The following is a 24,685-nucleotide window of genomic DNA, read 5'->3' on the forward strand; positions in this document are numbered from 1 at the left end:
GGATGGCTGCACCCGGAATTCCAGAATTATTGAATCGTTACGACTAAAGGCTGTTTAACCTTTTGCGCAAAAGTTTCCAGGTAGCTAAACCATTCTGGGGCGGAAGTAATCCGGCCTCCCTTGTTCCAGGCAGCTCCAAAATAGTATACATATGGCTGTTGATTGCCCGTTGTACCAGGGCTCAGCAAATGTACGTTATCCGTTTTCATGCCAGGTACTTCCCGTGCAAATACACAACCCACTCCAATGGTGCCATCTTCGCCATGCGTAGGCTCCCAGTAACCCATTACACCCGTCTTTTCATCCAGCAATACGGTACCTGGTTCCTTACGCTTTACAATACCTGTTACTACCGGAATACTATCCTTGCCTTTAAAAGTATACTGCAACTGCATCTTATTCAGCTGTGAACCAGCGTCCAGTGAAATCGTTTTGGTAACGGTAACGGCTGTATTACCGGCCTGCCAGCTGTCATACGTTAAAGCAAAAATAGTCCGCAAGGGGCCATTATCCAGTGTTTTCCACTGACGATAGTTCTTTGGGTAATAGATCGTATCCTTACCATAAGGTGCGGTATCACCAGCGCCCAGTGTTAAACCAACACTGTAATAATCCAATCCCTGTCCATTATCGTGGTGGTAGTTATCCAGTTTATACCAGGTATCAATCACCATATCGGTGGTACGCTTGGCCCATACATCAATGCCGAAGGCCATTTCCTTGGGCACCTGTTCCAGCGCTTTGCCGTACATACGGTAAGCCATCCGGTCATTTTCCCAGGCGTAATCATCTTTACGTTCAGGTACATACCGACCATAAGCCCCTGCCTTTACCGGCGCAGGCGTGCCTTCCACAATGGCTGCATACAATTTGGCACCGGCAGGTACTGTTACCTGCAGTAATATTTTCTTTGCAGCTTTGCCGCCTTCATACAGCAGCTGGTAAGGGATTTCCTGTCCACCTATTACATCTACTACCTTAAAATTTTTCTGCGCGCCTTTACTGGCCTTGCGTATAAAATCTCCATAAGGAATTTCTACAATATCGCCTTCCCTGTTTACACCTGTGTTATTGGAGATGACTACCGCAGCAGTCGCATTTTTGCGCAGGTCGAATTTTATCAGTTCCGACCCGGCTAACAGGAACGCACCTACGCCATATACTTCTGTATCATCTGCTGTAGCTTTTCCCGGGGCGGCGCCAATTTCCTGCACAAAACCCAGTTTGCCGTTAGGTTGCACGCAACCGGTAAGTGCATCCCAACCCTTTTGCACGATGGGCAAAAATTCTTTCTCCGGCAACACCCCGTTATTGATACCCCACATTAACGCATATACGTAAAAACCGGTACCACTTGTTTCCTTTGCCGGATAGTTATCAGGATCCAGTAGGCTGGCATGCCAGGTACCATCGGCAGTTTGCAAAGCAGCAATACGGTAAGCCATTTGTTTATATAACTCCAGGAAACGTTGTTTACCTGCATAACTTGCCGGCATGTTATCCAGCATGCGTACCAGGCCGCCCATTACCCAGCCGTTACCACGACTCCAATACACATTGGTACCATTTTTTTCCTTTTTGCCGATATAGCTGCCATCGCGGTAATACAGACTATCCTGCTTATTGTACAGATACTCGGTTGTTTTCCACCATAGTTTATCGGCGGTTTCCAGGTACCGTGGATAACGGGTAGCGGTAGAGAGGTATGCCAGTGCCGGAGGTCCCATAAACAGCGCATCACACCAGGCCCACTCGCGGTGGTGAATACCATTCTTCCATTCAAGGGATTCGTTATGTGGCGCAGCAACGATGCTATCTGCCAGTTTGCGGAATTTATCTACCATCAACGTATCTCCGTACACACTGTATAATTGTGAATACAATTGGCCAACACAATATTCATCTGCAAAAAAACGATCCGGTCCGGTGTTCCAGTTATTGTCCTTTCCTACCTGTATCAGGCGGTTGGTAAAAAACGGATTGGCCGTTACCTGTGTCAGCGATAACATGCCGGCATACATGGCGCCATTGGTCCAGTCGGTAGGCGCATGGTTCCAGCCATTTGCGGCAATATGCCGCCATTGCCAGGAAGCCACTTTCTCCATTTGAGCCCTCACTATTTGTGCAGTATAGGCATCGGTGAAAGCAGTAGCATGCTTTTCCGTAACAGGTCCGGTAGCATGCGCCGGTAAGCCGGCATGCAGGAAAGACAAGCCCATCAAGCTTCCTGCGATAATTGTTTTCATCATCATGATAGCAGCTATTATCAGTTCATTAACGTAAATCTATGATCTTACAATGATCCATATCACTATAGTCCAGGTTTTCACCAGCCATACCCCAAATAAAAGTATAGTTGCTGGTACCGGCACCGCTGTGCACCGACCATGGTGGCGATATGATAGCCTGTTCATTCTGCATCCACACGTGGCGGGTTTCCTGTGGCTGGCCCATAAAGTGGCATACCGACTGTCCTTCCGGTACTTCAAAATAAAAATATACTTCCATTCTTCTGTCGTGCGTATGCGCCGGCATCGTATTCCATACGCTGCCAGGTTGCAGTTCTGTCATGCCCATCTGCAGCTGACAGGTTTCCAGCACACTGTTCACCAGCAGTTTATTGATGGTGCGGTGATTGGAAGTCTCCAACGTTCCGAGCGTCACTACATCTCCATCCTTTTTAGACACTTTACGTGTTGGATAGGTATGATGTGCCGGCGTAGAATTCAGGTAAAATTTAGCGGGTGTTTGCGCATTTTTGCTGTAAAAAACTACCTGCTGTTTACCTTTACCGATGTATAACGCTTCTTTGTAGGCGAGTTCAAATTTCTCTCCGTCTACTTCCACAATGCCTTCACCACCTACATTGATCATTCCCAGTTCTCTTCTTTCCAGAAAATAATCTGCTTTCAGGAGATCGATGGAAACCAGTGTTACCGGTCCTTTCACCGGCATAGCGCCTCCTGTAAGATAGCGGTCGTAATGTGAATGCGTCCAGGTAATCTGATCTGCTTCAAAAATGTTTTCTATTAAAAAAGCCTGTCTCAACTGCGCGGTATCCATTTGTTTCACTTCCGCAGGACTGCTGGCGTACCTTGAATCTAACGTGGTGCTCATATAATTCTATCGTGTTTTTAATATAATGAATAAGCTTTTAGCACTTAGCTTTTAGCTTTTAGTAAATGCAGCGAAGATCAACACAACATTTGCTAACAGCTAAAAGCTAATGGCTAATAGCTAATAGCTAATAGCTAACGTGATAATCTTTCTTTATTGTTTTACCGGACCATACTTTCTGCGCCGTCCATTCCGCTGCCGGATCTGCCCAGAAAGGATCTGTAGCAGGTAATCCCAGGGCCAGGAATCCATTGGTGCAAATGTACAGGCTGCCGGTAGAAGTATAGACGTCTGCTACTTCCGGCTGATGCCCGCAAATACCGAGTTGCAGCCATCCTTGTTTATCGAAGGTACCTTCCATTTCAAAAATGTTTTTCATAATGGCGGTCATCGCACAACGAACCTGTGCCGGCGCAATACCTTCCGGCAGCTGATGCATCAGTGCCAGTTGAACCAGCGGCTGAAAAGCAGCTGTGCGATAGGTCATAGACCTCCCCAACGCAGGATAAGTACCATCCGGTGCAATCATTCGCTCCTGTAGTTCGGAAAAACGTTGCATTCGTTTCACCGCCTGATCGTAATCTGCTTTAGGTCCCTGTTGCTTATCTACTAATACTTTCAGCATGTCGGTAAACATCGGGTGTATCACATAGCCATTATAATAATCCAGTGAAAACTGCGGTCCATCGCTGTAAAAGCCATCACCGGCATACCATTCCTGTATTTTTTTGGTGGCCACCATGGTGCGCAACGGCTCCCATTCTTCCCCGATAGATAACAGGAACGCTTCTACCATACCTGCAAATAATAACCAGTTATTGTAAGCGGGGCGGATGCGTCTTAACTCCTTCAGTTCTTTTACCACATTGGCTTTGGTAGCGTTATCCAGTGGCGCCCATAGCGCTTCGGGGGCACGCATAAAGGTCTGACACAAATAGGCAGCATCTACCAGGGGTTGTGCTTCTGTCCGGAAGTTCAGGTAATCCGGTGAAGCCGGATTTACACCGTTCACAATTCCCTGCAATACCTGCTCTCTCATTTGCTTCCGCAGCTTTCCTTCTGCGGTTGCATCGTCCGGCAATGCCAGCCAGGGCGCTAACCCTGAAATGCAACGGCCGAAGGCTTCCAGGTAAGTCACCTTTTCTACTGCCAAACCATACCCTGGCCCTTTTTCCAAAGGCATGTTTTGCTTCAGTGTACCCTTACTCATGTTTTCCACTACCGGCCGGGAAATACGTTGCAATAGATTTACGTGATAGGAACGATCCGGTACGGCCACCGTGGCAGCATTGTTCACTGTTCCTCCGTTCGCAGCTGCAGCCAGTGCTTTGCCTGGAGCCATCGCTCCTGCAAGACCCGCCAACGGCGCTATTTTGATAAAGTTTCTGCGTTCCACTGTAGAATAACTTTGATGTAGTTAAAATAACTGCTGCTATGACCCAGCTATGGCTAAAGCTCTAATGTAATGCAAACGTTTGCAAAAGTCAAGCATTTATTTAAAAAAATGGCAACTCAGTCAGCTGCTTATGTTTTATCCCTTACCGGAGTTCGGTTATACAAACGGCCACCCGGACCGGCCTTTGGGGATTTACAAAAGGCTACCGGCTCATTATAAATTGTATTTTATGTTGCCCCTTCAGCGACTGCTTACGCGCTTTCAGACTGATACGGGTAACATGATCTCCCCATACGGGTAATAAGCGGCCATCTGTTACTTCCTGTCTTTCTGTAATCACCTCAAACAAAGCAGGATCATAGGAGATTGTTAAGTTGGCAGTGGTCCCCTTTAAGATCACCTTACCCACCGTGTTGGTATCTGCCGGCAAATCGGTCATGAAATGTAATAGAAAGGCTTCCTTCCATTCTTTCAGCTGATACGCTTCATCGAGTTGCAGCGAGGTTTTGGCAGGTGCAAAAGTGAAAGTACGCTTCCAGGACTGCACCATAGCGGCTGCCGGATAAGCAGCCGCTATATCCATGCTTAGCTTGTTATTGGCAAAGTGAACGTCATTTGCCTGGAAACGGCGACCATCCTGTTGTTGCACACCATTGATCGTAGGACAATTATGCCACTGCGATTGCATAAACCACAGTTTATACCGATCCGCACTGAAAGTCTGCTTGGTATAAGTGCCTACACCCACATCGATCAATGCTGGCTTTCCATCCATATACAATACAAAGTTGCCTACATCATTGTGATTATGGCTCTCTGCATTATGTCCGCCCAAAGCGGCAAAAAATAACCCTTTGGAAGTACCCGCCTGTGAGCGTATAGACACTACCTGCAAATCAGGCAACCAGTTTACAGCGGTATAAGGTGCTGCCGGTTTCGTCGCCAGTAAGGCATCCCGGCATTCCAGGTTGTAAATAAAGAAAGCCAGCGAAGGTGCTTTTATGTTCATGCTATCCGGATTATCCAGGCGGGATAAATAAGCCGCAAAGTTGATCAGCAATGGGTCCTGGAAAGCAGTGCCATATAAATATACAGTATGAGGTGGCGGAATCGTACTGGCCGATGCATCCGCAAAGTTGACAAACCGGCTGCTGTCGACATGCATTTTATAAATATAAGCGCCAATCTGATGAATCAGTTCATTGTTGCTCCAGTTGAGTTTATGTGCGGAAGCATTGTTCAATAAGGTGATGAACTCTATCAACTTGCCGCCTGCATGCCCCCAGTAAGTGGGTCCTTCGTCACAACCACCATCATTGGGATAACCATTCACGAAATTATCTGCACTGCGGATCGCTTTTTCGATCAGCTTATTGCGTATATCCGTCTCATTTATACTTAACAAAGCCGTTTGTAATACATTGGTATTAATCCAGATGTTCCAGTTATTCACGGTGCGGCCGGCCCAGCCCATCCACCAGAAGTCGTTGCGTTTCAGAAAGGGTTCCACAACACGATGTTGCAATTCATAGTTAATCCGCTTGTTCACCATCGGTGAAATTTTATCCAGCTGATCATGTAAGAGGAATTGCGTCCAGCTAAGCGTAGCCGCGGTTTCTCCTGCCACCAGGTCTACTATGGGTTCCGCAGGATCTGCCAGACCACTTCCCGCCTTTTGTACACCCACATGTGCGGGCAATACCCAGGTGCTTTCTTCCAGTATCAACCACAAGCCGTTTACGATCTGTGGTACATACTTTCCGTTGCCACCAGCCAGTTCCCCCGCTACCAGGGTCGTTAATACCCTACGGCGTTCAGATTGTACACTTTCAAAATTGATCCGGTTACCATTATCCCTGTATTCCAGGTACAAGGTAGCAGGTAAAGATGGCCAGTTAAATGCCATGGCTTTATCCGCTTCTTTTATCAGAGTGGCTTTAGTCACCGCCGGCAAGGCCGCCATTTTATCTGCAATGGATTTTAACCGCTCCTGTCTCCACTGCGCCAGATCTTTGAAGACAGTTTCCCCACCACCGCGCTGGTACTCATTGTACAGGTAGTTCCTATCTTTTTTTTGCTCCTGTGCCAGCGAGTCGTTTGCAAAACCGACGCCCGAAAAAAGCAATATTGCACAAAGTATTTCTTTCATGTACATATGACAATTAATTTTCAGTAAGATAAAAAACACATGCCACGACTACTAGCCGTGGCATGATCATTTTTCATTGGTTCAGGCTATCATTTTATTTTGCATAATCAGGATTTTGTACCAGGTTACTGTTGAGGTCTATTTCTGCCTGTGGAATAGGCCATAGATTAAACGCATTTACGAAATTAATCTTATCAATCTGTTGTCCTGCAATATTGGTCACCACCAGTCCATTCATTAACTGGGTAGCAATGCCCCAGCGACGGATATCCGAATAATACGTGCCTTCCATTGCAAACTCTATCATACGCTCGTGACGGATAATATTACGCATTTCTTCCTTCGACTTGCCCGCAGGAATCTCCGGCATCTCTACTCCTTTACGCGCTCTTACTTTATTGATGGCGGCATATACTGTGGCATCCGGCCCTGCTGCTTCATTCTGAGCTTCTGCCAGCATCAGCAACACATCTGCATAACGGAAAATTATAAAATTAAGCGGAGAATCCCCTGCACCAAAACCATCTACTTCCAATACATACTTCCTGGTCAGGTACCCGGTAAAGGTAGCGGCATTATCTAAGCGCAGATTAGCATAGGGAATACCTTTCCAGCTGGCACCCGGTCTTACTACTGTATAATCCAGTCGCGGATCCCTGTTGCTATACGGGTTGGCTGGATCGTAGCCAGAACCCGCGTCTGTAATGGCCTTACCATTTTTCATCTCATAATTATTCACCAGGTTCACAGACGCATACACATTGCTCCAGCCACTGGAAAAAGAACTACGGGTAGAAAGACGTTTATCCAACAAACTACCCTGACCTAACCCCGGCGCCAGGTACTGCACATCAAAAATCACTTCCACATTATTTTCTGCACTGGTAGATACAAACATGTTTTTATAATCAGTGTACAGATCGTATCCCAGTCCGGTGATCGTTTGACAGGTAGCTGCAGCAGCATCATATTGTTTCGCCAGCAACTGCGCCTTTGCTTTCAGCGTTAAGGCAGCGCCCTGCGTAGCATGACCTACCAATGCAGCAGCATAACTTTTAGGCAATGAATCGGCAGCAGCACCCGCTTCCTTTATGATGAAGCTAAGCAGGTTGGCCCTTGTTTCCTTACCAGGTAAAGGATCTCCCAGCTTCAGCGTTTTGGTAACCAACGGTACATCTCCGTAAAAATCTGTCAACTGATAATAATACAGGGCGCGCAAAAATGTAGCTTCTGCTATCAAACGATGATTGGTAGCCGCATTCATGTTCACACCCGGTAACTTTTCCAGCGCCAGGTTAGCACGGTAAATACCATTGTACAATGCCTTGAACTTATTGGCTACCGAAGTAGTAAAAGGATTCATATTTCCTTTCGCAACAGGACCGAAACCCGTGCCCCCATCATCCCAGATAAAAGCCGAAGGTGTTAAGCCATCGTTATACACATACAAACCATAAATATCATTATTCTGCAGATCATTGTATATCGCAGTAACACCGGCGTTCGCATCCTTTTCTGTTTGCCAGAAATTGGCATCAGACACTTTATCGGTAGGAGTAACATTCAGAAAATCTTTCTTACAGGCACCCAGCGTTAATAAACTGCATGCACATATAGCTGTTAATATCTTATTCATTTCTTACAGTTTAACGATTAAAAGATTACGTTCACGCCGCCGGTGATCACACGCACATTAGGGTATTGAATGCCTGACTGGGTGTAATCACTTACTTCCGGATCAAGTCCTTTGAATTTGGTCCAGGTAAAGGCATTCTGTGCATTCACATATACACGGACGCTCTGCAGGGTACTGTTAAACATCCTCTTTGGAAAAGTGTAGGACAACTGTATATTTTTCAGGCGAACAAAAGAAGCATCCTGCACCCAGAAGGTATTGGCCTGCGTATTATCCGTGTTAGCAGCAGCTGTTAAACGTGGGATATTCGTGTTCGGATTTTCCGGTGTCCAGGCATTCAGGAACTCAGCATTGATCTCCCGGCCGGAACGGATACCGGTAGTATACCAGTTATCCTGGTAGTAACGGTTTACACCGCCTACACCCTGGAATAAAAGCGCCAGGTCAAAACCTTTGTAACCAGCATTCAGATTCAGGCCGAAATACCATTTTGGAATGGTGTTACCCATATTCACACGGTCGTTACCATTTACTACCTTATCTCCATCAATGTCTACAAACTTAAGATCACCGGGTTTGTTTAAACCCGCGGTACGCTGTGCCGCCCAGTTTTTCACTTCAGCATCATTCTGGAAAATACCAGCTGATTGTAAGCCATAGAGAGAACCAATAGACCAACCTTCTTTAATCACTGCCGCACCGGCAATTGGACTAAAGGCATTGCCCCGGAATTTTACGACTTTGTTATTGATATTACTAACGTTGCCGGATATACCGTAACTGAAATCGCCTGCTTTATTATTATACCCCATCGTCAGCTCCCAGCCTTTGTTATCCACAATACTCACATTCTGGAAAGGAGCAGTAAGACCACCATACAGGGAAGACAATGGCAGTGGTACGAGTACATCAGAAGTCCGGCGCTTGAACACATCAAATGTCAGGTTGAAATGATCCTGGAAAAGATTCGCATCTATACCCAGATTGGTAGTCGTTGTTTTTTCCCAGGTAATATTCGGATTAGCCATGGTGAGTGGTACTAAACCTGCAGCAATAGTACCGCCATAGGAATAGTTTTGTCCGGAGGAATACAGGTTCATGAAAGAAAATGACTTAATACGATCATTACCCAGTTTACCCCAGGAGGCGCGTACCTTCATATTATTCACCCAGGTTGGCACAACATCTTTAAGAAAAGGTTCTTCTAACAAGCGCCATGCTGCGGAGAACGAAGGATAAGTACCATATTGTAATCCGGAACGGAATTTAGAGGAACCATCTCTGCGGAGATTCGCTTCCAGCAGGTATTTATTCTTATAGTCGTAGTTAACGCGGCCGAAATAGGAAATAATGGTATAGAGATCAGAAGTACCGCCTACCTTAGGTTGTTCCAGGCCTGCACCCAGTTCCCAGGTATTGTTGGTAGGGAAGTTTTGTATGCTGCCGGTAAACAGGGTGCCTTTGACAGACTCCCGGCTGGTACCTGCCAGTACATTGAAATGATGATCAGCGCCAAAATTTTTGGTATAGTTCAGTGTAGCAAAATAGGTCAGGTGCAGGTTGGTGCTATCCAGTTGAGACAGGGTAGCTGGTTGCTGATCCAGTTGCTGCGCAATCACATTTTTCTGGAAGTTCCACCTGTTCTGAATTGCGCCGGCATAGGCATAACTTTTCTGTCCCGTGTTAAAATAATCCGCAGCACCATTCAGCTGGAATTTCAGGCCATCTATGATGCTCCATTCGCCATATACTTTGGCGAAAGTTCTTTGCTGACGGTTAGGACGGAACCAGGTTTCGATGTATTGCAGCGGGTTATCCAGCTGTCCGTTTTCATCATCTGTATTACGACCACCATAGCGGGTTCCGCTGGCATCTGTTACTTTCGGTGTCATGCCGGGTGTAGTACTGGCTGCATATGCCAGGATAGTACCTACATCCTGTGGCTCCTTGCGATCTTTCCAGGTGAGCGCAATGTTGGCACCTACTTTTATTTTCTTACTGATCTCATGATCTGCGTTCATACGCACCATGTACCTGTCCTGACTGGTATTTTTCATGATACCTTCATTATGCAGGTAGTCGAGCGACATATAATAGGTGGTCTTTTCTGATCCACCGGATACGGACACGGTGTGCCCTGTCAGTTGTCCTTGCCCGAACAATACGCCCATCCAGTCTGTATTAGGATACAGTGTTCTATCGGTAGCATTCTTCCAGGAGTCGATCGTAGCCTGTTTAAATGGCAATGCACTACCGGGATTATCTGATACGGCTACACGATTCATCAGCTGCATATAGGTAGGGTAATCACTTACCATATCAAATAGTTTAGTGGCTTTTTGTACGCCATAGTAGCCGTTGTATGAAACAGACGTTCTGCCTTTCTTCCCTTTTTTGGTAGTAATGAGTACCACACCGTTGGAGGCGCGGGAGCCATAGATAGCGGCAGCGGAGGCATCTTTCAATACTGAAATGCTTTCTACATCCGCCATGTTTACATCGCTCATGCTACTTTCAATACCATCTACCAGGATGAATGGGTTGGCATCGTTGAGCGTTCCTACGCCCCTGACACGAATGGTGGCATTTTCACGGCCGGGTTGTCCGGATGCCTGCGAAATGCTTACGCCCGGCGCCATCCCGCTAAGAGCGGTGCTGAGATCCGTTACCGGACGACTTTGCATGGTTTTGTCGAAGTTCACGCTGGTAACAGCGCCAGAAAGGTTGACTTTCTTTTGTACACCATAACCTACTACCACGGTTTCATTTAAACTGGTAGCGCTGGCATCGAGTTTTATTTTTAAGTCCGTTTGTTTATTAACAGGTATTTCTTTTTTATCATATCCGATGAAGCTAAGCACCAGTGTGTCCTGTTCTGATGCGTTCAAATGGAATGCACCATCGGGCCCTGTTACAGTACCGGTAGCGGTATGTTTTATGCCCACGGTTACGCCGGGAATAGTAGCGCCCTGTGCATCTTTAACAGTTCCTTTGATTGATTTTTTTTCCTGGGCAATTGCAGTCTGTACTACGCACATCCCCCATATGCATAGTGAAGCCCCTAGCAGTTTTTTCATAAACGTGTGTTTAATGTAAACGTTTGCATTAAATTGAATGAAATAATGGAATCTTGTTCACTGGATTGCTCATTTGTTCACTCTTGTTTCTCTAAATTGGAATTTGCTCCTGTTGGTCTTAAATTAACATAACTAATTCATAGTTAGTTATTTATCTATTTTTCATTGTTGGAAAACTGTTCACCTTAAGGCCTTATAGCTGCCTGTTGAAATCAAATTTATTGAATAAATCGAATAATACAAACGTTTGCATAAATATTTTTAGAATTGATATATGCCGGTAAAATGGTTTGCCTGTTCCGGCTAATAGCGATTTAACAATTTATAATTCATTCCTAACATGCTACCACCCGAGATTTCAGCTGTTTTGTCAAATAGTCAAAATGTTATCATGGATTAACATTTTAGTATCATCAGCCCGAGCGCATATTTACTACTTTAGCTGTCATGAACGCTTACTTACAAATTCATCCTGACGATAATGTGCTGGTAGCCCTACAGGATATACCAGCGGGAACCGATATATCATTTAACGGACATAACATTCAACTTCAGCAAAATATTTCTGCGAAACATAAATTCCTGATTTCAGATATACAGGAAGGCGCGCCTATTACCATGTACGGCGTACTGGTGGGTAAAGCCAACAAAACCATTTTGCAGGGAGAAAGTATTACAACAGAAAATGTAGTACATGATGCCAACGCATTTCATGAAAAAGACAGCTCCCAGGAATGGCAGGCGCCCGATGTAACCAAATGGAAAGATCGCACCTTTATGGGCTACCAGCGTACAGATGGACAGGTAGGAACCCGTAACTACTGGCTGGTAATTCCACTGGTATTCTGTGAAAACAGGAATGTGAGTGTGATTAAAACTGCCTTTGAAAAAGGATTGGGTTTTTCTCCTGCCGAAGTATACAATGAGCAGGTAACTGACCTGGTATCTCTTTACAAAAGCGGTGACCTGGAAGCCATTAAAAACTACGAAGCAGGTGCCCTAACGGAAACGAGCAAACGAAATGTAGTATTCCCTAATATAGATGGTATTAAGTTCCTCACCCACGAAGGTGGTTGCGGTGGTACACGCCAGGATTCAGACGCACTCTGTGCATTACTGGCCGGCTACATCCATCACTCCAACGTGGCAGGTGCTACTATCCTGAGCCTCGGCTGTCAGCATGCACAGGTATCCATTCTGCAGGAATCATTAAAGAAACTCAACCCGGACTTCAACAAACCGGTGCTGGTATACGAACAACAGAAGAGCGCTTCTGAATTTGCTATGTTGTCTGCCGCCATCAAGGATACTTTCCTCGCACTGGTGGAAGTCAACAAACAAACCCGTCAACCCAGCCCACTATCCAAACTGGTGATAGGCCTGGAATGTGGTGGTTCTGATGGTTTCTCCGGCATTTCTGCCAACCCGGCGGTAGGACATACGTCCGACCTACTGGTAGCATTGGGTGGTACTTCCATCCTCTCTGAATTTCCGGAACTCTGCGGTGTGGAACAAGAACTCATTAACCGTTGCCAGACAGAAGAAACTTCTGATAAATTTATCCGCATCATGCGCGCGTATGAAAGTCAGGCCCAGTCTGTTGGTTCAGGTTTCTACATGAACCCTTCCCCGGGAAATATTAAAGACGGTCTCATTACCGATGCGATCAAGTCTGCCGGAGCAGCTAAAAAAGGCGGCACCTCTCCCGTAACAGATGTACTGGATTACACAGAATATGTGACCAAACCAGGACTGAACCTGTTATGCACACCAGGTAATGACGTAGAATCCACCTCTGCGGAAGTAGGCTCCGGTGCTAACGTAGTACTGTTTACCACAGGCCTGGGTACCCCTACCGGTAACCCTATTGCGCCTGTTTTGAAACTGGCTACCAATACCAAACTGGCTACCCGCATGAAAGATATTATCGACATCAACACTGGTACTATTATCAGTGGAGAACACAGTATTGCTGATATGGGAGAAGAAATTCTGGAATATGTTATCAAAACCGCCAGTGGTGAGGTACATACAAAAGCAGAACAACTGAATCAGGACGACTTCATTCCATGGAAGAGAGGCGTTTCACTGTAGGATATTAACAAGAATAATTTTTGATACTCATAAGAATAAAAACAAACGTCCGGACATCTGCCCGGACGTTTTCTATTTATAAGATGCAACAGTTAATCAGTCTAATTGTACTCTCTCCATTTTAGGCGCAAATAAATGCATCACGCCCCAGGCGATCAGGTAAGCCACCGCGCATATGGAAAAAAGAATGTTATAGCCAATACCGATATTACCAATCAATTTATAATGATTCAGCATGGTACCTATTAACATTGGAAATAAAGTACCACCAATAGATCCGGCCATACCGCCAATACCCACAACAGAACTGACAGCACGTTTAGGGAACATATCGGAAGCTGTGGTGAAAATAGTAGCAGACCAGGCCTGATGCGCTGCCGTTGCTAAACTGATCAACGCAATCGCCAGCCATACGTTATTGGAATACTGTATGAGCACAATCGGTACCACACAAAGCGCAAAAATCAACATAGACACTTTACGCGCTTTGAAAACCGGCCATCCGCTTTTGATAAGGTAAGAAGATAACCACCCGCCACCAATGCTACCGAAGCTGGTAATAGAATAAATGATAATGATAGGTAGACCCAGACTGGATTTCATGTTTACATGAAAAATAGATTCCAGGTACCCTGGCAACCAGAACAGGAAAAACCACCACACCGGATCGGTCAGTAATTTACCAAACACAAATGCCCAGGTTTGTCTGATTCCCAGCAACTTGATCCACTTTACCGGCCTGGGCTTTTCTTCTTCTACTTCCTGGTCAGAATGAATATGATCATATTCTGCTTTAGATAATTTCTTGTGCCGGCTGGGAATTTCATACAGAAACCACCAGAATATCAGCCAGATAAAACCAATGGCGCCTGTCCACACAAACGCGTTTCTCCAGCCATGATTGTTTGCCAGCCAGTATACCATCAGGRGGCCTACTACTGCGGCAATATTGGACCCTGAATTAAAGATCCCTGTCGCGAATGCCCGCTCTTTCTTGGGAAACCACTCCGCCGTGGCTTTAATAGCCGCCGGAAAGTTACCCGCCTCACTGATGCCCAATACAGATCTTACCACCCCAAAACCTAATGTAGTGCGCACCAGGCCATGCGCCATCGCCGACAAACTCCATACTACCACAGAAACAGTATATCCCAGTTTGGAACCAATCTTATCTACCAATGCACCAAAGAAAAGCAAGCCCACGGCATAAGAGGCGGAAAATGCCATCACCAGGTTACTGTAATCTTTCTCTGACCAGCCAAATTCGGTAGATAAATCGGTTTTCAGTAACCCCAATATCTGTCTGTCTATGTAGTTAATGGTTGTGGCTACAAATAAAAGCGCGCATACCCGCCAGCGATACTTACCTAAAGTTGTGGAATTCATTCTAATTGGAATTTATAGAGTGCAAAAGTTACTTCATAACTTTGAGAAATGCAAACGTTTGCACTATTTTATCTTTCAGCCCGCTCCAGTCCTTACTTTCAATCAGGGATTTGGATAATAAATTGGAACCCATTCCCACACAAACCACCCCTGCATCAAACCAGCTGTCCATGCTTACCTGGGTTGGTTCTACCCCACCGGTTGGCATAAATTTCACCTGCGGGAATAAAGGTTTGATCGCCCTTACATAACCCGGTCCCAGCACATTACCAGGGAACAGCTTCACCAGCTTTGCCCCGTTTTTCTCCGCCACGGAAATTTCTGTAGGCGTCATTGCACCGGGAATCCAGCAAATATTTTCAGATTGACAGTAAACAGCTGTTTCCGGATCAGTCACCGGGCAAACAATAAAGTCCGCACCCATACCGGCATACACCGCTGCATCCGCTGCATTTTTAATCGTACCGATGCCCAGGTACAGATCAGGCATAGTGGCCAGCTTCTTATCCCGGAGGATAGCGAAATTTTTACGGGCATTTTCTCCCCTGCTGGTAAACTCAAATACCCGCAAACCACCGTCATAACACGCTTGTAGCACCGCCAGGCAGACGTCTGCATCTTCGTGATAAAAAACAGGAATAATCCCGGTTTGCTCAAACGCAGCAATAATTACATCAGGACTTGGTGCCATATACTATATCAGTTTTATAATGTCTTCAGCGGAAGTAGTATTAAAATCTCCCTTCACAAAAAATTTGGAATAAGCGGCAGCCGCAGCATAGGAAATGATCTGCTGATCATCCAGTCCTTGTAGCTGTGCATGTATCAATCCGGCCATAAAACAATCCCCGCTGCCTACTCTGTCTTCCACATCGTGGGTATTGTATTCGCGTGAAATGCTCATCTGTCCGTTATTGTAATAAAAAGCGTAATAGCGGTTATGCGTGGGTGCATCACTGAAACGGAAGGTAAATGCTACCCGCTTGCAACGTGTAAATCTTTCCGTTATTTCAGCGGCCACCAGCTCTGCCTGTTGCAGGTACACCTCCTTGGTATCAGCTTCCAGCGCAGCGGCATCCAATGTGGTATCCAGCATGTTGTTGGCTGCCCAGATATTCCCCATGACCACATCACAGTACTGTACCAGCTCCGGCATAATGTCTACCGGCTTCTTTCCATACTGCCATAACTTACTGCGGTAATTCAAATCCGTAGATATCGTCATTCCCTTACGGGTGGCTGCCTGCAACACTTCCTTGCAAATCTCTGCCGCATCGGGGTTCAATGCAGGCGTAATAGCGCTCCAGTGAAACCACTCAGCATCACCAAGCAAGGCGTCCCAATCCACTGTACCTGGAACAATCCGGCTAAAGGCCGACCATGCCCGATCGTATACAACTTCTGCGTGCTTCAGATCACTGCCCTGCGCCAGGTAGTAGATACCGATGCGCTCACCGCCCCATAATACCCTGTCGGTATGAATGCCACGGTTACTCAGCTGCTGCAGCACGTCTTTAGACAATCCATTTTCAGGCACCTTGCTGATGTAGGCTACTTCTGTGCCCCAGTTGGCCAGCGCTGCTGCCACGTTAGCTTCCGCACCACCCACATAAATAGCGGCAGTGTTTTGTGCCAGCTCTGGCGACAGACGCAATAATATCTCTCCGAATGTGATAACTTTTACCGGCTTCATTAGAATCCAAAATATGCTTTTGCGTTATAGTAACAAATGTCCTGTACCATTTTTCCCAACCAGGCCGGATCATTTGGYAACTCACCCTGCTCCACATCTTTCCCGATCAGGTTGCACAAAATACGGCGAAAATATTCATGTCGGGAATAAGATAGAAAACTTCTGGAATCTGTTAACATACCCACAAAACGACTGAGTAATCCCATGTTACTCAAAACATTCATCTGCTTCTCCATTCCATCTTTCTGATCCAGGAACCACCAACCGGAACCATATTGTATTTTACCAGGTATAGTACCATCCTGGAAATTACCTGCCATGGTAGCAAATACCTCGTTATAGGAAGGGTTCAGGTTATATACAACCGTCTTTGCCAGCTTATCTTTCTTATCCAGCGCGTCAAAAAAAGCACTCATAGCTTCTGCCACGTTCCAGTCGCCAATAGAATCTACACCGGCATCAGCGCCTATGCGTTGCAGCAAACGGGAATTATTGTTACGGATAGCACCCACATGAAACTGTTGTGTCCAGTCTCTCTCCTGGTTCCAGCCGCAGACAGCCAGTAATACAGCCGTTTTAAACTGGGCATTTTCATGCGGCGTGGCAGCCGTATGGTGACGGGCATTATTAAAAATAGTATCCAGCTCTTTGTCGCTCGCGGGCGTAAAATAAAAAGTGTTTAACCCATGATCACTCAGGCGGCAACCTGTTTCATGGAAATAAGTGTGGCGACTTTGCAGGGCTGCCAGCAGATCATCAAAACGGTTGATGTCTTTATGCAGCACCTCCGACAACTTATCCACAAAATTGTTGAACATCTCAGGATTGTCCACCGCCATCGCCCTGTCGGGGCGGAAAGTAGGCAGCACGCGGGTACCAAATGGTTTGTTCGCAATCGTCCGGTGATGCTCCAGCGAATCTGCCGGATCATCCGTAGTGCACAGCACATCCACTTTATAGTGCTGCAATAGTGTTTGTGTGGATAATCCCGGTAACTGCGCATTACAGTCATGGTATATTTTTTCGGCAGTCTTTTCACTCAGCAGATCGGTGACGCCGAATGGATTTTTCAATTCCATGTGCGACCAGTGATACAGCGGATTACGCATGGTATATGGCGCGGTGGCTGCCCAGTGGCGAAATTTGGTATAGTCATCTGCCGTTCCGGTGATGAATTCTTCCGCTACTCCGTTGGCACGCATGGCACGCCATTTATAATGATCTCCTTTCAGCCAGATAGCATACAGGTTCTCAAATGTTTTGTTGCTGGCTATTTCATCTGGGGGCAGGTGATTGTGATAATCAATTACCGGCATGGAAGCGGCGTAATCAAAATATAATCGTTTAGCCGTTTCCGTTTGTAATAAAAAATCTTCGGATAAAAACTCCTTCATAACGAATGACTATTTTTTTTGAAGCTGCGATTGAATAAATACTTTCACTCCTTCATTTTTCAGCGAGGCTAAAATAGCTGCTACTTCCGCTGCAAATCCTGGAATAGTGGTAAGATCGGTTTCCCATAAACGTTGATCGCTGCAAATACCAGCCACCATCGCAGGAATATCTGTATGATCGCGCCACCATGCAGCAAAGATGGGCGCATTATCATCTGTAATAACATATTCTTCCTGGCCTCTGTTACCAAAGTACTTGCCGTTTTCTTCTCTTGCCGGCCGCAGGAACAGCAACATGGCAGCAAATCCCAGGCACAGGTGCGGCGGCAGCGCATGATACTTCTCCTGGTAGCGAATCAGCGTGCGCACATTGCGGGCATTCATCTTGGAACTTTCCTGGAAAGTAATACTGATGAGCTTATGCGCAATAAACGGATTGGCGAAACGATCCAGTACGTCTGTGGCAAAAGCAGTAGCGGTGGGACAACTATCTGCAATGGTAGGCAGTATTTCCTCCAGCACCACCGACCGGAAAAAATGACTCATATATTCGTCCTGCATACACTCGTATACCGTATTCAAACCGGACAGGAAAGCCAGTGGTACTGCTGCGGTATGACTGCCATTCAGTAACCGGAGCTTCTGTTCACGGAAAGGCGTGATACTGTCAGCAATGAGCATTCTGTCATCTCCCTTATAAAAAGATAATACCTCCCGGACATGTTCTCCTCCCTCAATTGCCCATAAGAGATAGGGCTCTACTTCTATCCACAACTGATCAGTATAACCAGCTTTAGTGGCTATTTCCGCCAGGTTGCGGGGTTTGCCCGGCACGATACGGTCCACCAGTGAGTTACAAAAATAATTATCCGCATGAATCCAGTCTGTAAATGCAGCGGGCATTTCATTGTAGGCCGCCAGTTGCAATACAATGTCTTTCAATAAGCGGCCATTGTCCACTACCAGCTCTGTTGGTACAATCACAAAACCGGTATTGGCACTTCCTTTAAAGTAAGAAAAACGTTCCCATAGTACCGCCAGTAATTTACCCGGGTAGGAAGATGGAACACCCGTAGCTACTTTTTCCGGTACGTACTGAATCCCTACTTCCGTGGTGTTGGAAATGATCGTCTGTAAAGCGGGTTGATGCACAGCCTCCAGAATCTCCTGCCAATTTGCATTCGATTGCAAAACACGGCTAATAGCTGCGTTAATAAGCACCTGATCTACCAGTTCTCCCTGGGAAATACCTTTGATATGGGTCGTATACAGGCTGTCCTGGCTGGAAAATTCAGAGGTGTCGCCATCGGTAGATTTTACCACAACAATGCGTCCTTCGTAGATGCCCTGCCTGTTGGCGTTATCTACCAGGTAGTCTACCAATCCGCGCAAAAGCACGCCGGTACCAAATTGAAGGATCTTTTCCGGGAAGGAGAAAGTTTTTTCATGAACGCCGGAATCCCGCTTTTTCAATATAAGCTCTTTGTTTAATATAGGTAGCATCACGTGTATTTTATACTAAAAGGTTGCTAAAACTAATAAATATATAATTCACAATTAACAATTTATAGTGTTTCGGGAAATAAACGCTAAAAAGAGGAGAAAATGCTATCAATGATATAGTCAGAATCAATCCGCTCATTGTCAGGATCAATAAAGGATAGATGGCCGTTGGCTGGAATTTAAGTAATTTTGCATCCTTAAACTTTTCCAAATGAGCAAGCATGGTAAAGTGCTGGTAGCCATGAGCGGTGGTATAGACAGTACTGTTACAGCACTGATGTTGCATGAACAGGGATATGAAGTGGTGGGTATCACCATGAAAACCTGGGATTATGCATCTGCTGGTTCCAGTAAAAAGGAAACCGGCTGCTGTAACCTAGATTCTTTTAACGATGCCCGCGCGGCGGCGGTGCATCATGGATTCCCGCACTTTGTGCTGGATATCCGCGATGAATTCGGTGATTTTGTTATAAATAATTTTGTCGAGGAATATATTGCAGGACGTACACCCAATCCTTGTGTGTTGTGCAATACACATATAAAATGGCGCGCACTGATGAAACGTGCGGATGCTATGGACTGCGAGTTTATTGCTACCGGTCACTACGGACAAATCCGTCAGCACGATAATGGCCGTTACGTGATCAGTAAAGGTGTAGACGAAACCAAAGATCAGAGCTACGTGCTGTGGGGTATTCAACAGGATGTATTGGCCCGTACCATGCTTCCTCTGGGTAACTACCGTAAAACAGCTATCCGTCAGATGGCCTTTGATTTCGGGTATCCGGAACTGGCTAAAAAGGCAGAAAGCTATGAAATTTGCTTTGTACCAGACAACGATTATCGCGGATTTTTGAAGAGAAAGGTGGATGGTCTGGAAGAAAGGGTCAACGGAGGCAATTTTGTGCTCGCAGATGGCACTATTGTTGGTCATCACAAGGGTTACCCCTTCTATACAGTTGGGCAGCGTAAAGGGCTTGAAATTGCCCTTGGACGCCCAGTATTTGTAACGGAGATCATCCCGGAAACAAATACGGTAGTGCTTGGTAATGAGGATGAACTACAGAAAAGCGAAATGTTTGTCAGTGGTATCAACATGGGTAAGTACGAAACGATTGGAGAAGGAATGGAAGCCACTACAAAAATCCGGTATAAAGACAAAGGCGCACTGAGTAATCTGTACAATGAAAACGGCCAGGTAAAAGTGAGCTTTTATGAAAGTGTGAAGGGTATTGCTCCTGGTCAGTCAGCTGTTTTTTACGAAGGCGATGACGTGATTGGCGGCGGTATTATTCAACGCGCGGTACCAATAGTGTTATAAGAATAATTTCATAAGATAGATAAAGCAAAGGGTGAGGAGATGGAAGTCTTCGCACCCTTTTTATGCTGACAAAATTTTTATTGCTAACTTTTAAATAATGATCTTACTGTCAAAAAAGATCACGACATCCTTACGGCATACATCGTATCCGCGCCCTTATCATACCCTGCAATCACGCCTCCTTTCTCCTGCCGCAAATCACTGATTTCTTCTATATACTTCACCACTTCTTCATTCTCTTGCCGAAACACAGAACAGGTAATATAAATCAACGCGCCCCCCTTTCTTAAGAAAGGTATCACGTTATGGGCTATACGTTTCTGCAACTGCTGATACTTCACTATTTCTTCTCTTTTGAAGAAGGAAATACTTTCAGGGGTACGCCCCCAGGTACCGGAACCACTGCAGGGAGCATCCAGGATAATGCCGTCAAATTGTTGGCTCCCCATGCTGGCAGGAAAATTTTCTGCTGTCAGGTCTGCCACACGTGCTTCATAGTTCTTAACTCCTGCTGCAACAAAGCGCTGCTGCAGGTTTTCGAGGATGGACCGTCTTACATCTGATACCAGCAACTGCACACCCGGTTGCTGATCTTTCAGGAGAATAGATTTGCCGCCACTGGCGGCACAACAATCCCACCAACGCTGCTGCTTTGTGGGCAAAAACAATTCACCGGTTTGCTGACTCGATGCATCCTGTACTTCATACCAGCTTTTCTCTGGCACAATCACTTCTATCTTGGTGCCGTTAGGCAAAGCCACAGTAGTGTTATTCGTAAATACTTCATATACCACAGCCGCTTTATCCAGCAACTGCAATACTTTCTCCAGCCTGTTATTGCGCACACGAATAAACAAACGTGGCTGCTTAAGAATAGTGTAGGCGTAGGCGTTAGCATCAATACCTGCTGATAAATCTTCCAGCAAAGGGAAGATAGATGAGGGCGTTAATACGTCAGATAACAAGGCGGTTTTCTCTGTTAATGGCAAGGTAGTGGACTGATTCCAGGCTGGCCTCACTGCTGCCAGAAAATCGTTCGGCGCTGTTTCGCAAAGCAGGGCACCTGTTATTATCCGCTCACTTATTGGAAGTGATTTTCCCCAATGTCCTAAACGGAAATAATGATATACCAGCTGCGAAATCCAGCGCCGGTCGCGTCCTCCCATATAGGGATGCTCCTTAAAAAAGGATTTCAGAAAATGATGTAATGGCAGGCTGCCCTGGTAGGCGCCTATAATTTTCTCTGCTGATGCTAAATAATTTTCCCAACGGGTCATACGCGAAGATAAGGGCTAATATTGACGCTACCACATAGCAGCTAACATCGTTATTTTCACCAATTCATTTAACCTCCTAAACTGTTCCTGTTATGAAAGCATTACGCTATCCCTGTATGCTATTAATGGCATATGCCTTTATCTGCTTCTATTCATGTAAAAAGATTCCACCACAGTATGTATGCAACACGCCGGTCAAAACAGTCACCGTATATGATACTGCCAGTAGTACCCTCAGCTTTGAACGACGTTACACATATGATCAGCAAGGCAGGGTAGACAGCATTATTGATATAGAAAACAACAGCCACGGTACCGGCCCCCTCACCTATATAATGACCTACGATGTACAAAATCATCTTACCAACGTACGTCTGATTGGCCTGGTGGGTACTTATGATATCCAATATCGTTCTGTCAATGGTCTTATATCCGGGATCTCTTCTCCGCTTTTTGTTGCAACAAACTATGCCTATACTTTCAGTCGTAATGTACAATGGTACACCGGAGCAACAGCGGGGCTGCTTATTTCCAATGGGAGTTCGAAATTGAAGGAAATTGCCTATTTCACCAATACCCTCCATCCTACTGACGCAGACTCTGTCATTACCTCTGCACGTTCTTCAAATACGCCGGAAGAAAGTAAATACTATTACACTTACAGCAATGAGTTAAATCCGGAATATACCGCTTATAACAACGGATGGTTCTATGCTTATAGCATCAATCAACACTATGCGCTGCAATATGATCCGGCCGCGTCCAGTCTGCACCTGCCATCATCCAGTCATCATTTGCTACTGCATCAATCACCGACGGCTGTTACCAGTTATAACTTCACTAAAGACCGCTGTGGTCGTGTAACTAAAGTGTATGCTATACAACAGGGTGTACAAAAATTATGGAAAATATATACGTATTACTGATCCAAAAAAGAGAAGGCGGAGATGAATCATCATCTCCGCCTTCTCTTTTATATTATTACCAGTTGCTATTATAATTTCAGTAATGCTTTCAGTGGATCTTTACCGAACAACAGTTGTTCAGGATTTTCCAGCATTTCTTTCACCCTTACCAGGAAGCTTACTGACTCACGGCCATCAATGATGCGGTGATCGTAACTCAGCGCCAGGTACATCATTGGACGGATCACTACCTGACCATTTACCGCCATCGGACGATCCTGTATTTTGTGCATACCCAGGATAGCAGATTGCGGAATGTTGATGATAGGTGTACTCATCAGTGAACCAAATACGCCACCATTAGTGATCGTGAAAGTACCACCGGTCATTTCGGGCATCGTCAATTTGTTGTCACGGGCTTTGGTAGCCAGTTCCACCACTGCTTTTTCAATACCTGCCATATCCAGACTTTCTGCATTACGGATCACCGGAACTACCAGACCTTTAGGAGCAGATACTGCAATAGAGATATCGCAGTAGTCGTGGTATACCAGTTCTTCTCCGTCGATGTAAGCGTTTACAGACGGGAATTCCTGTAATGCAAAGCAGCATGCTTTCGTAAAGAAGCTCATAAAGCCAAGATTTACTTCATGCTGTTTCTTGAATACTTCCTTGTATTTGGCACGCAGCGCCATAATCTCGGTCATGTCTACCTCGTTGAAGGTAGTGAGCATAGCCGTTGTATTTTTGGCTTCCACGAGGCGGCGGGAAACAGTTTTACGCAGGTTGCTCATCTTTTCGCGGCGTTCCTGACGGGTAAACATTTCCTGACCAATAGCTACCCCTGGATTTTGCAGGGCAGCCAGTACATCATCTTTCATGATTTTACCATGTGCACCGGAACCTTTGATGCTGGAGGCATCCACATGTTTGTCTGCAATCACTGCTGCTGCTACCGGAGATGCTTTCAAATCATTCGGGATGCTGGTAACAGGCGCCTGTTGTGGCTGCGGAGTAGCTTTTGATGCCTGAGCAGCCGGAGCGGCTGCCGGTGCTGCTTTACCCGCAGGTCTTGCAACACTGGTATCTATTTTACAGGCAACATCGCCTATTTTTAAAGTATCTCCTTCTTTTGCTACAGTAATCAGCGCACCCGCTTCTTCTGCATTCAGTTCGAACGTAGCTTTCTCTGATTCCAGTTCACATACCACTTCATCACGCTCTACATAATCACCATTATTCCTGATCCACTTTACCAGTGTTACTTCACTTATAGACTCTCCTACTGTAGGCACTTTCATTTCAATCGTCCCTTTGTTCACTGCAGGTGCGGCCGGTGCTGCTTCAGCTGCCGGTGCGGTTGCTGCAACAGGGGCAGCGGGAGCTGCTGCTGCAGGAGCGGCATCACCGGTTGGTGCGGCTGCATCTGTATCAATGCTGCAGGCTACATCACCGATCTTCAAAGTAGCGCCTTCCTGAGCTGCCGGAGCAATCTTCAGGACACCTGCTTTCTCTGCATTCAGTTCGAAGGTTGCCTTCTCTGATTCCATTTCACATAATACCTCGTCCTGCTGCACATAATCTCCGTCTTTCTTCAACCACTTTGCAATTGTTACCTCGCTAATAGATTCTCCTACCGTAGGGACTTTGATTTCGATAACCATATTTAATCAGTTGATGGTGATACCAGGTTAGCCTTTAGCTTTTAGTCTTTAGCTTAACGTTAAACCAGGTTAT

The 24,685-nt window shown here is 45.8% G+C and carries 16 protein-coding genes; 3 read left to right on the forward strand and 13 right to left on the reverse strand.

Translation table 11 applies throughout. From position 1 onward, the window contains the following. Positions 1–26 precede the first annotated feature (26 nt). The 6 genes from AC1DP6_RS08455 to AC1DP6_RS08480 form a co-directional block, all read right to left on the reverse strand. Positions 27–2,252: a glycoside hydrolase family 88 protein gene (locus AC1DP6_RS08455; protein WP_477054442.1), complete on the reverse strand. Its 2,226-nt coding sequence runs from the start codon at positions 2,250–2,252 to the stop codon at positions 27–29. Between the two features lie 22 nt (positions 2,253–2,274). Further along, positions 2,275–3,117 carry a 5-dehydro-4-deoxy-D-glucuronate isomerase gene (kduI, locus tag AC1DP6_RS08460; protein ID WP_477054443.1) on the reverse strand — a complete coding sequence of 281 codons (843 nt, stop codon included), beginning with the start codon at positions 3,115–3,117 and terminating at the stop codon, positions 2,275–2,277. Between the two features lie 127 nt (positions 3,118–3,244). Beyond that, complete coding sequence (locus AC1DP6_RS08465) at positions 3,245–4,513, reverse strand: DUF2264 domain-containing protein (protein ID WP_477054444.1); 1,269 nt, start codon at positions 4,511–4,513, stop codon at positions 3,245–3,247. Positions 4,514–4,715: 202 nt separating this feature from the next. After that, complete coding sequence (locus tag AC1DP6_RS08470) at positions 4,716–6,662, reverse strand: heparinase II/III domain-containing protein (protein WP_477054445.1); 1,947 nt, start codon at positions 6,660–6,662, stop codon at positions 4,716–4,718. 94 nt (positions 6,663–6,756) lie between these two features. Then, the gene (locus tag AC1DP6_RS08475) at positions 6,757–8,298 is read right to left on the reverse strand and encodes a RagB/SusD family nutrient uptake outer membrane protein (protein WP_477054446.1); all 1,542 of its coding nucleotides are present in this window, start codon (positions 8,296–8,298) and stop codon (positions 6,757–6,759) included. 17 nt (positions 8,299–8,315) lie between these two features. Next, complete coding sequence (locus AC1DP6_RS08480) at positions 8,316–11,375, reverse strand: SusC/RagA family TonB-linked outer membrane protein (RefSeq protein ID WP_477054447.1); 3,060 nt, start codon at positions 11,373–11,375, stop codon at positions 8,316–8,318. Between the two features lie 447 nt (positions 11,376–11,822). Between AC1DP6_RS08480 and AC1DP6_RS08485 the strand changes: the two genes are divergently transcribed. Then, positions 11,823–13,469, forward strand: coding sequence for a UxaA family hydrolase (locus tag AC1DP6_RS08485; protein ID WP_477054448.1), 1,647 nt, complete (start codon positions 11,823–11,825; stop codon positions 13,467–13,469). A gap of 96 nt (positions 13,470–13,565) precedes the next feature. Here AC1DP6_RS08485 and AC1DP6_RS08490 read toward each other — a convergent pair whose 3' ends face one another. From AC1DP6_RS08490 to AC1DP6_RS08510, 5 genes are read right to left on the reverse strand one after another with little or no spacing between them, the layout of a single operon-like run. Continuing rightward, positions 13,566–14,855: an MFS transporter gene (locus AC1DP6_RS08490; protein ID WP_477054449.1), complete on the reverse strand. Its 1,290-nt coding sequence runs from the start codon at positions 14,853–14,855 to the stop codon at positions 13,566–13,568. 28 nt (positions 14,856–14,883) lie between these two features. Further along, positions 14,884–15,546, reverse strand: a complete 663-nt coding sequence (locus AC1DP6_RS08495) for a beta/alpha barrel domain-containing protein (protein WP_477054450.1) — start codon at positions 15,544–15,546, stop codon at positions 14,884–14,886. A gap of 3 nt (positions 15,547–15,549) precedes the next feature. Continuing rightward, a complete protein-coding gene (locus AC1DP6_RS08500; RefSeq protein ID WP_477054451.1) occupies positions 15,550–16,548 on the reverse strand; it encodes a PfkB family carbohydrate kinase in 999 nt (332 codons plus the stop codon). Continuing rightward, the gene (gene uxaC, locus AC1DP6_RS08505; protein ID WP_477054452.1) at positions 16,548–17,942 is read right to left on the reverse strand and encodes a glucuronate isomerase; all 1,395 of its coding nucleotides are present in this window, start codon (positions 17,940–17,942) and stop codon (positions 16,548–16,550) included. The genes AC1DP6_RS08500 and uxaC overlap by 1 nt, the downstream gene beginning before the upstream one ends. Positions 17,943–17,951: 9 nt before the next feature. Beyond that, a complete protein-coding gene (locus tag AC1DP6_RS08510) occupies positions 17,952–19,445 on the reverse strand; it encodes a tagaturonate reductase (protein ID WP_477054453.1) in 1,494 nt (497 codons plus the stop codon). 211 nt (positions 19,446–19,656) lie between these two features. Here AC1DP6_RS08510 and mnmA point away from each other — a divergent pair, with 211 nt between their 5' ends. After that, a complete protein-coding gene (mnmA, locus tag AC1DP6_RS08515) occupies positions 19,657–20,766 on the forward strand; it encodes a tRNA 2-thiouridine(34) synthase MnmA (RefSeq protein ID WP_477022948.1) in 1,110 nt (369 codons plus the stop codon). A 119-nt stretch (positions 20,767–20,885) separates the two neighbouring features. On the opposite strand, the gene AC1DP6_RS08520 is transcribed toward mnmA, so the two are convergent. Then, positions 20,886–22,043: an RsmB/NOP family class I SAM-dependent RNA methyltransferase gene (locus AC1DP6_RS08520; protein ID WP_477054454.1), complete on the reverse strand. Its 1,158-nt coding sequence runs from the start codon at positions 22,041–22,043 to the stop codon at positions 20,886–20,888. Positions 22,044–22,135: 92 nt separating this feature from the next. Here AC1DP6_RS08520 and AC1DP6_RS08525 point away from each other — a divergent pair, with 92 nt between their 5' ends. After that, complete coding sequence (locus AC1DP6_RS08525) at positions 22,136–22,969, forward strand: hypothetical protein (protein ID WP_477054455.1); 834 nt, start codon at positions 22,136–22,138, stop codon at positions 22,967–22,969. 68 nt (positions 22,970–23,037) lie between these two features. On the opposite strand, the gene odhB is transcribed toward AC1DP6_RS08525, so the two are convergent. After that, entirely contained in the window at positions 23,038–24,612 is a 1,575-nt protein-coding gene (gene odhB / locus AC1DP6_RS08530; RefSeq protein ID WP_477054456.1) for a 2-oxoglutarate dehydrogenase complex dihydrolipoyllysine-residue succinyltransferase, read from the reverse strand. Positions 24,613–24,685 lie beyond the last annotated feature (73 nt).

The sequence above is a fragment of the Chitinophaga sp. 01L420 genome, from assembly GCF_056399985.1.

Excerpts from the sequence above, each read along its gene's own strand:
- AC1DP6_RS08520 (WP_477054454.1), bottom strand. The coding sequence starts at position 22,043 with ATGACCCGTTGGGAAAATTATTTAGCATCAGCAGAGAAAATTATAGGC.
- AC1DP6_RS08470 (WP_477054445.1), bottom strand. The coding sequence starts at position 6,662 with ATGAAAGAAATACTTTGTGCAATATTGCTTTTTTCGGGCGTCGGTTTT.
- AC1DP6_RS08525 (WP_477054455.1), top strand. The coding sequence starts at position 22,136 with ATGAAAGCATTACGCTATCCCTGTATGCTATTAATGGCATATGCCTTT.
- kduI (WP_477054443.1), bottom strand. The coding sequence starts at position 3,117 with ATGAGCACCACGTTAGATTCAAGGTACGCCAGCAGTCCTGCGGAAGTG.
- AC1DP6_RS08475 (WP_477054446.1), bottom strand. The coding sequence starts at position 8,298 with ATGAATAAGATATTAACAGCTATATGTGCATGCAGTTTATTAACGCTG.
- AC1DP6_RS08495 (WP_477054450.1), bottom strand. The coding sequence starts at position 15,546 with ATGGCACCAAGTCCTGATGTAATTATTGCTGCGTTTGAGCAAACCGGG.
- odhB (WP_477054456.1), bottom strand. The coding sequence starts at position 24,612 with ATGGTTATCGAAATCAAAGTCCCTACGGTAGGAGAATCTATTAGCGAG.
- mnmA (WP_477022948.1), top strand. The coding sequence starts at position 19,657 with ATGAGCAAGCATGGTAAAGTGCTGGTAGCCATGAGCGGTGGTATAGAC.
- AC1DP6_RS08455 (WP_477054442.1), bottom strand. The coding sequence starts at position 2,252 with ATGATGATGAAAACAATTATCGCAGGAAGCTTGATGGGCTTGTCTTTC.
- AC1DP6_RS08510 (WP_477054453.1), bottom strand. The coding sequence starts at position 19,445 with ATGCTACCTATATTAAACAAAGAGCTTATATTGAAAAAGCGGGATTCC.
- AC1DP6_RS08500 (WP_477054451.1), bottom strand. The coding sequence starts at position 16,548 with ATGAAGCCGGTAAAAGTTATCACATTCGGAGAGATATTATTGCGTCTG.
- AC1DP6_RS08480 (WP_477054447.1), bottom strand. The coding sequence starts at position 11,375 with ATGAAAAAACTGCTAGGGGCTTCACTATGCATATGGGGGATGTGCGTA.
- AC1DP6_RS08485 (WP_477054448.1), top strand. The coding sequence starts at position 11,823 with ATGAACGCTTACTTACAAATTCATCCTGACGATAATGTGCTGGTAGCC.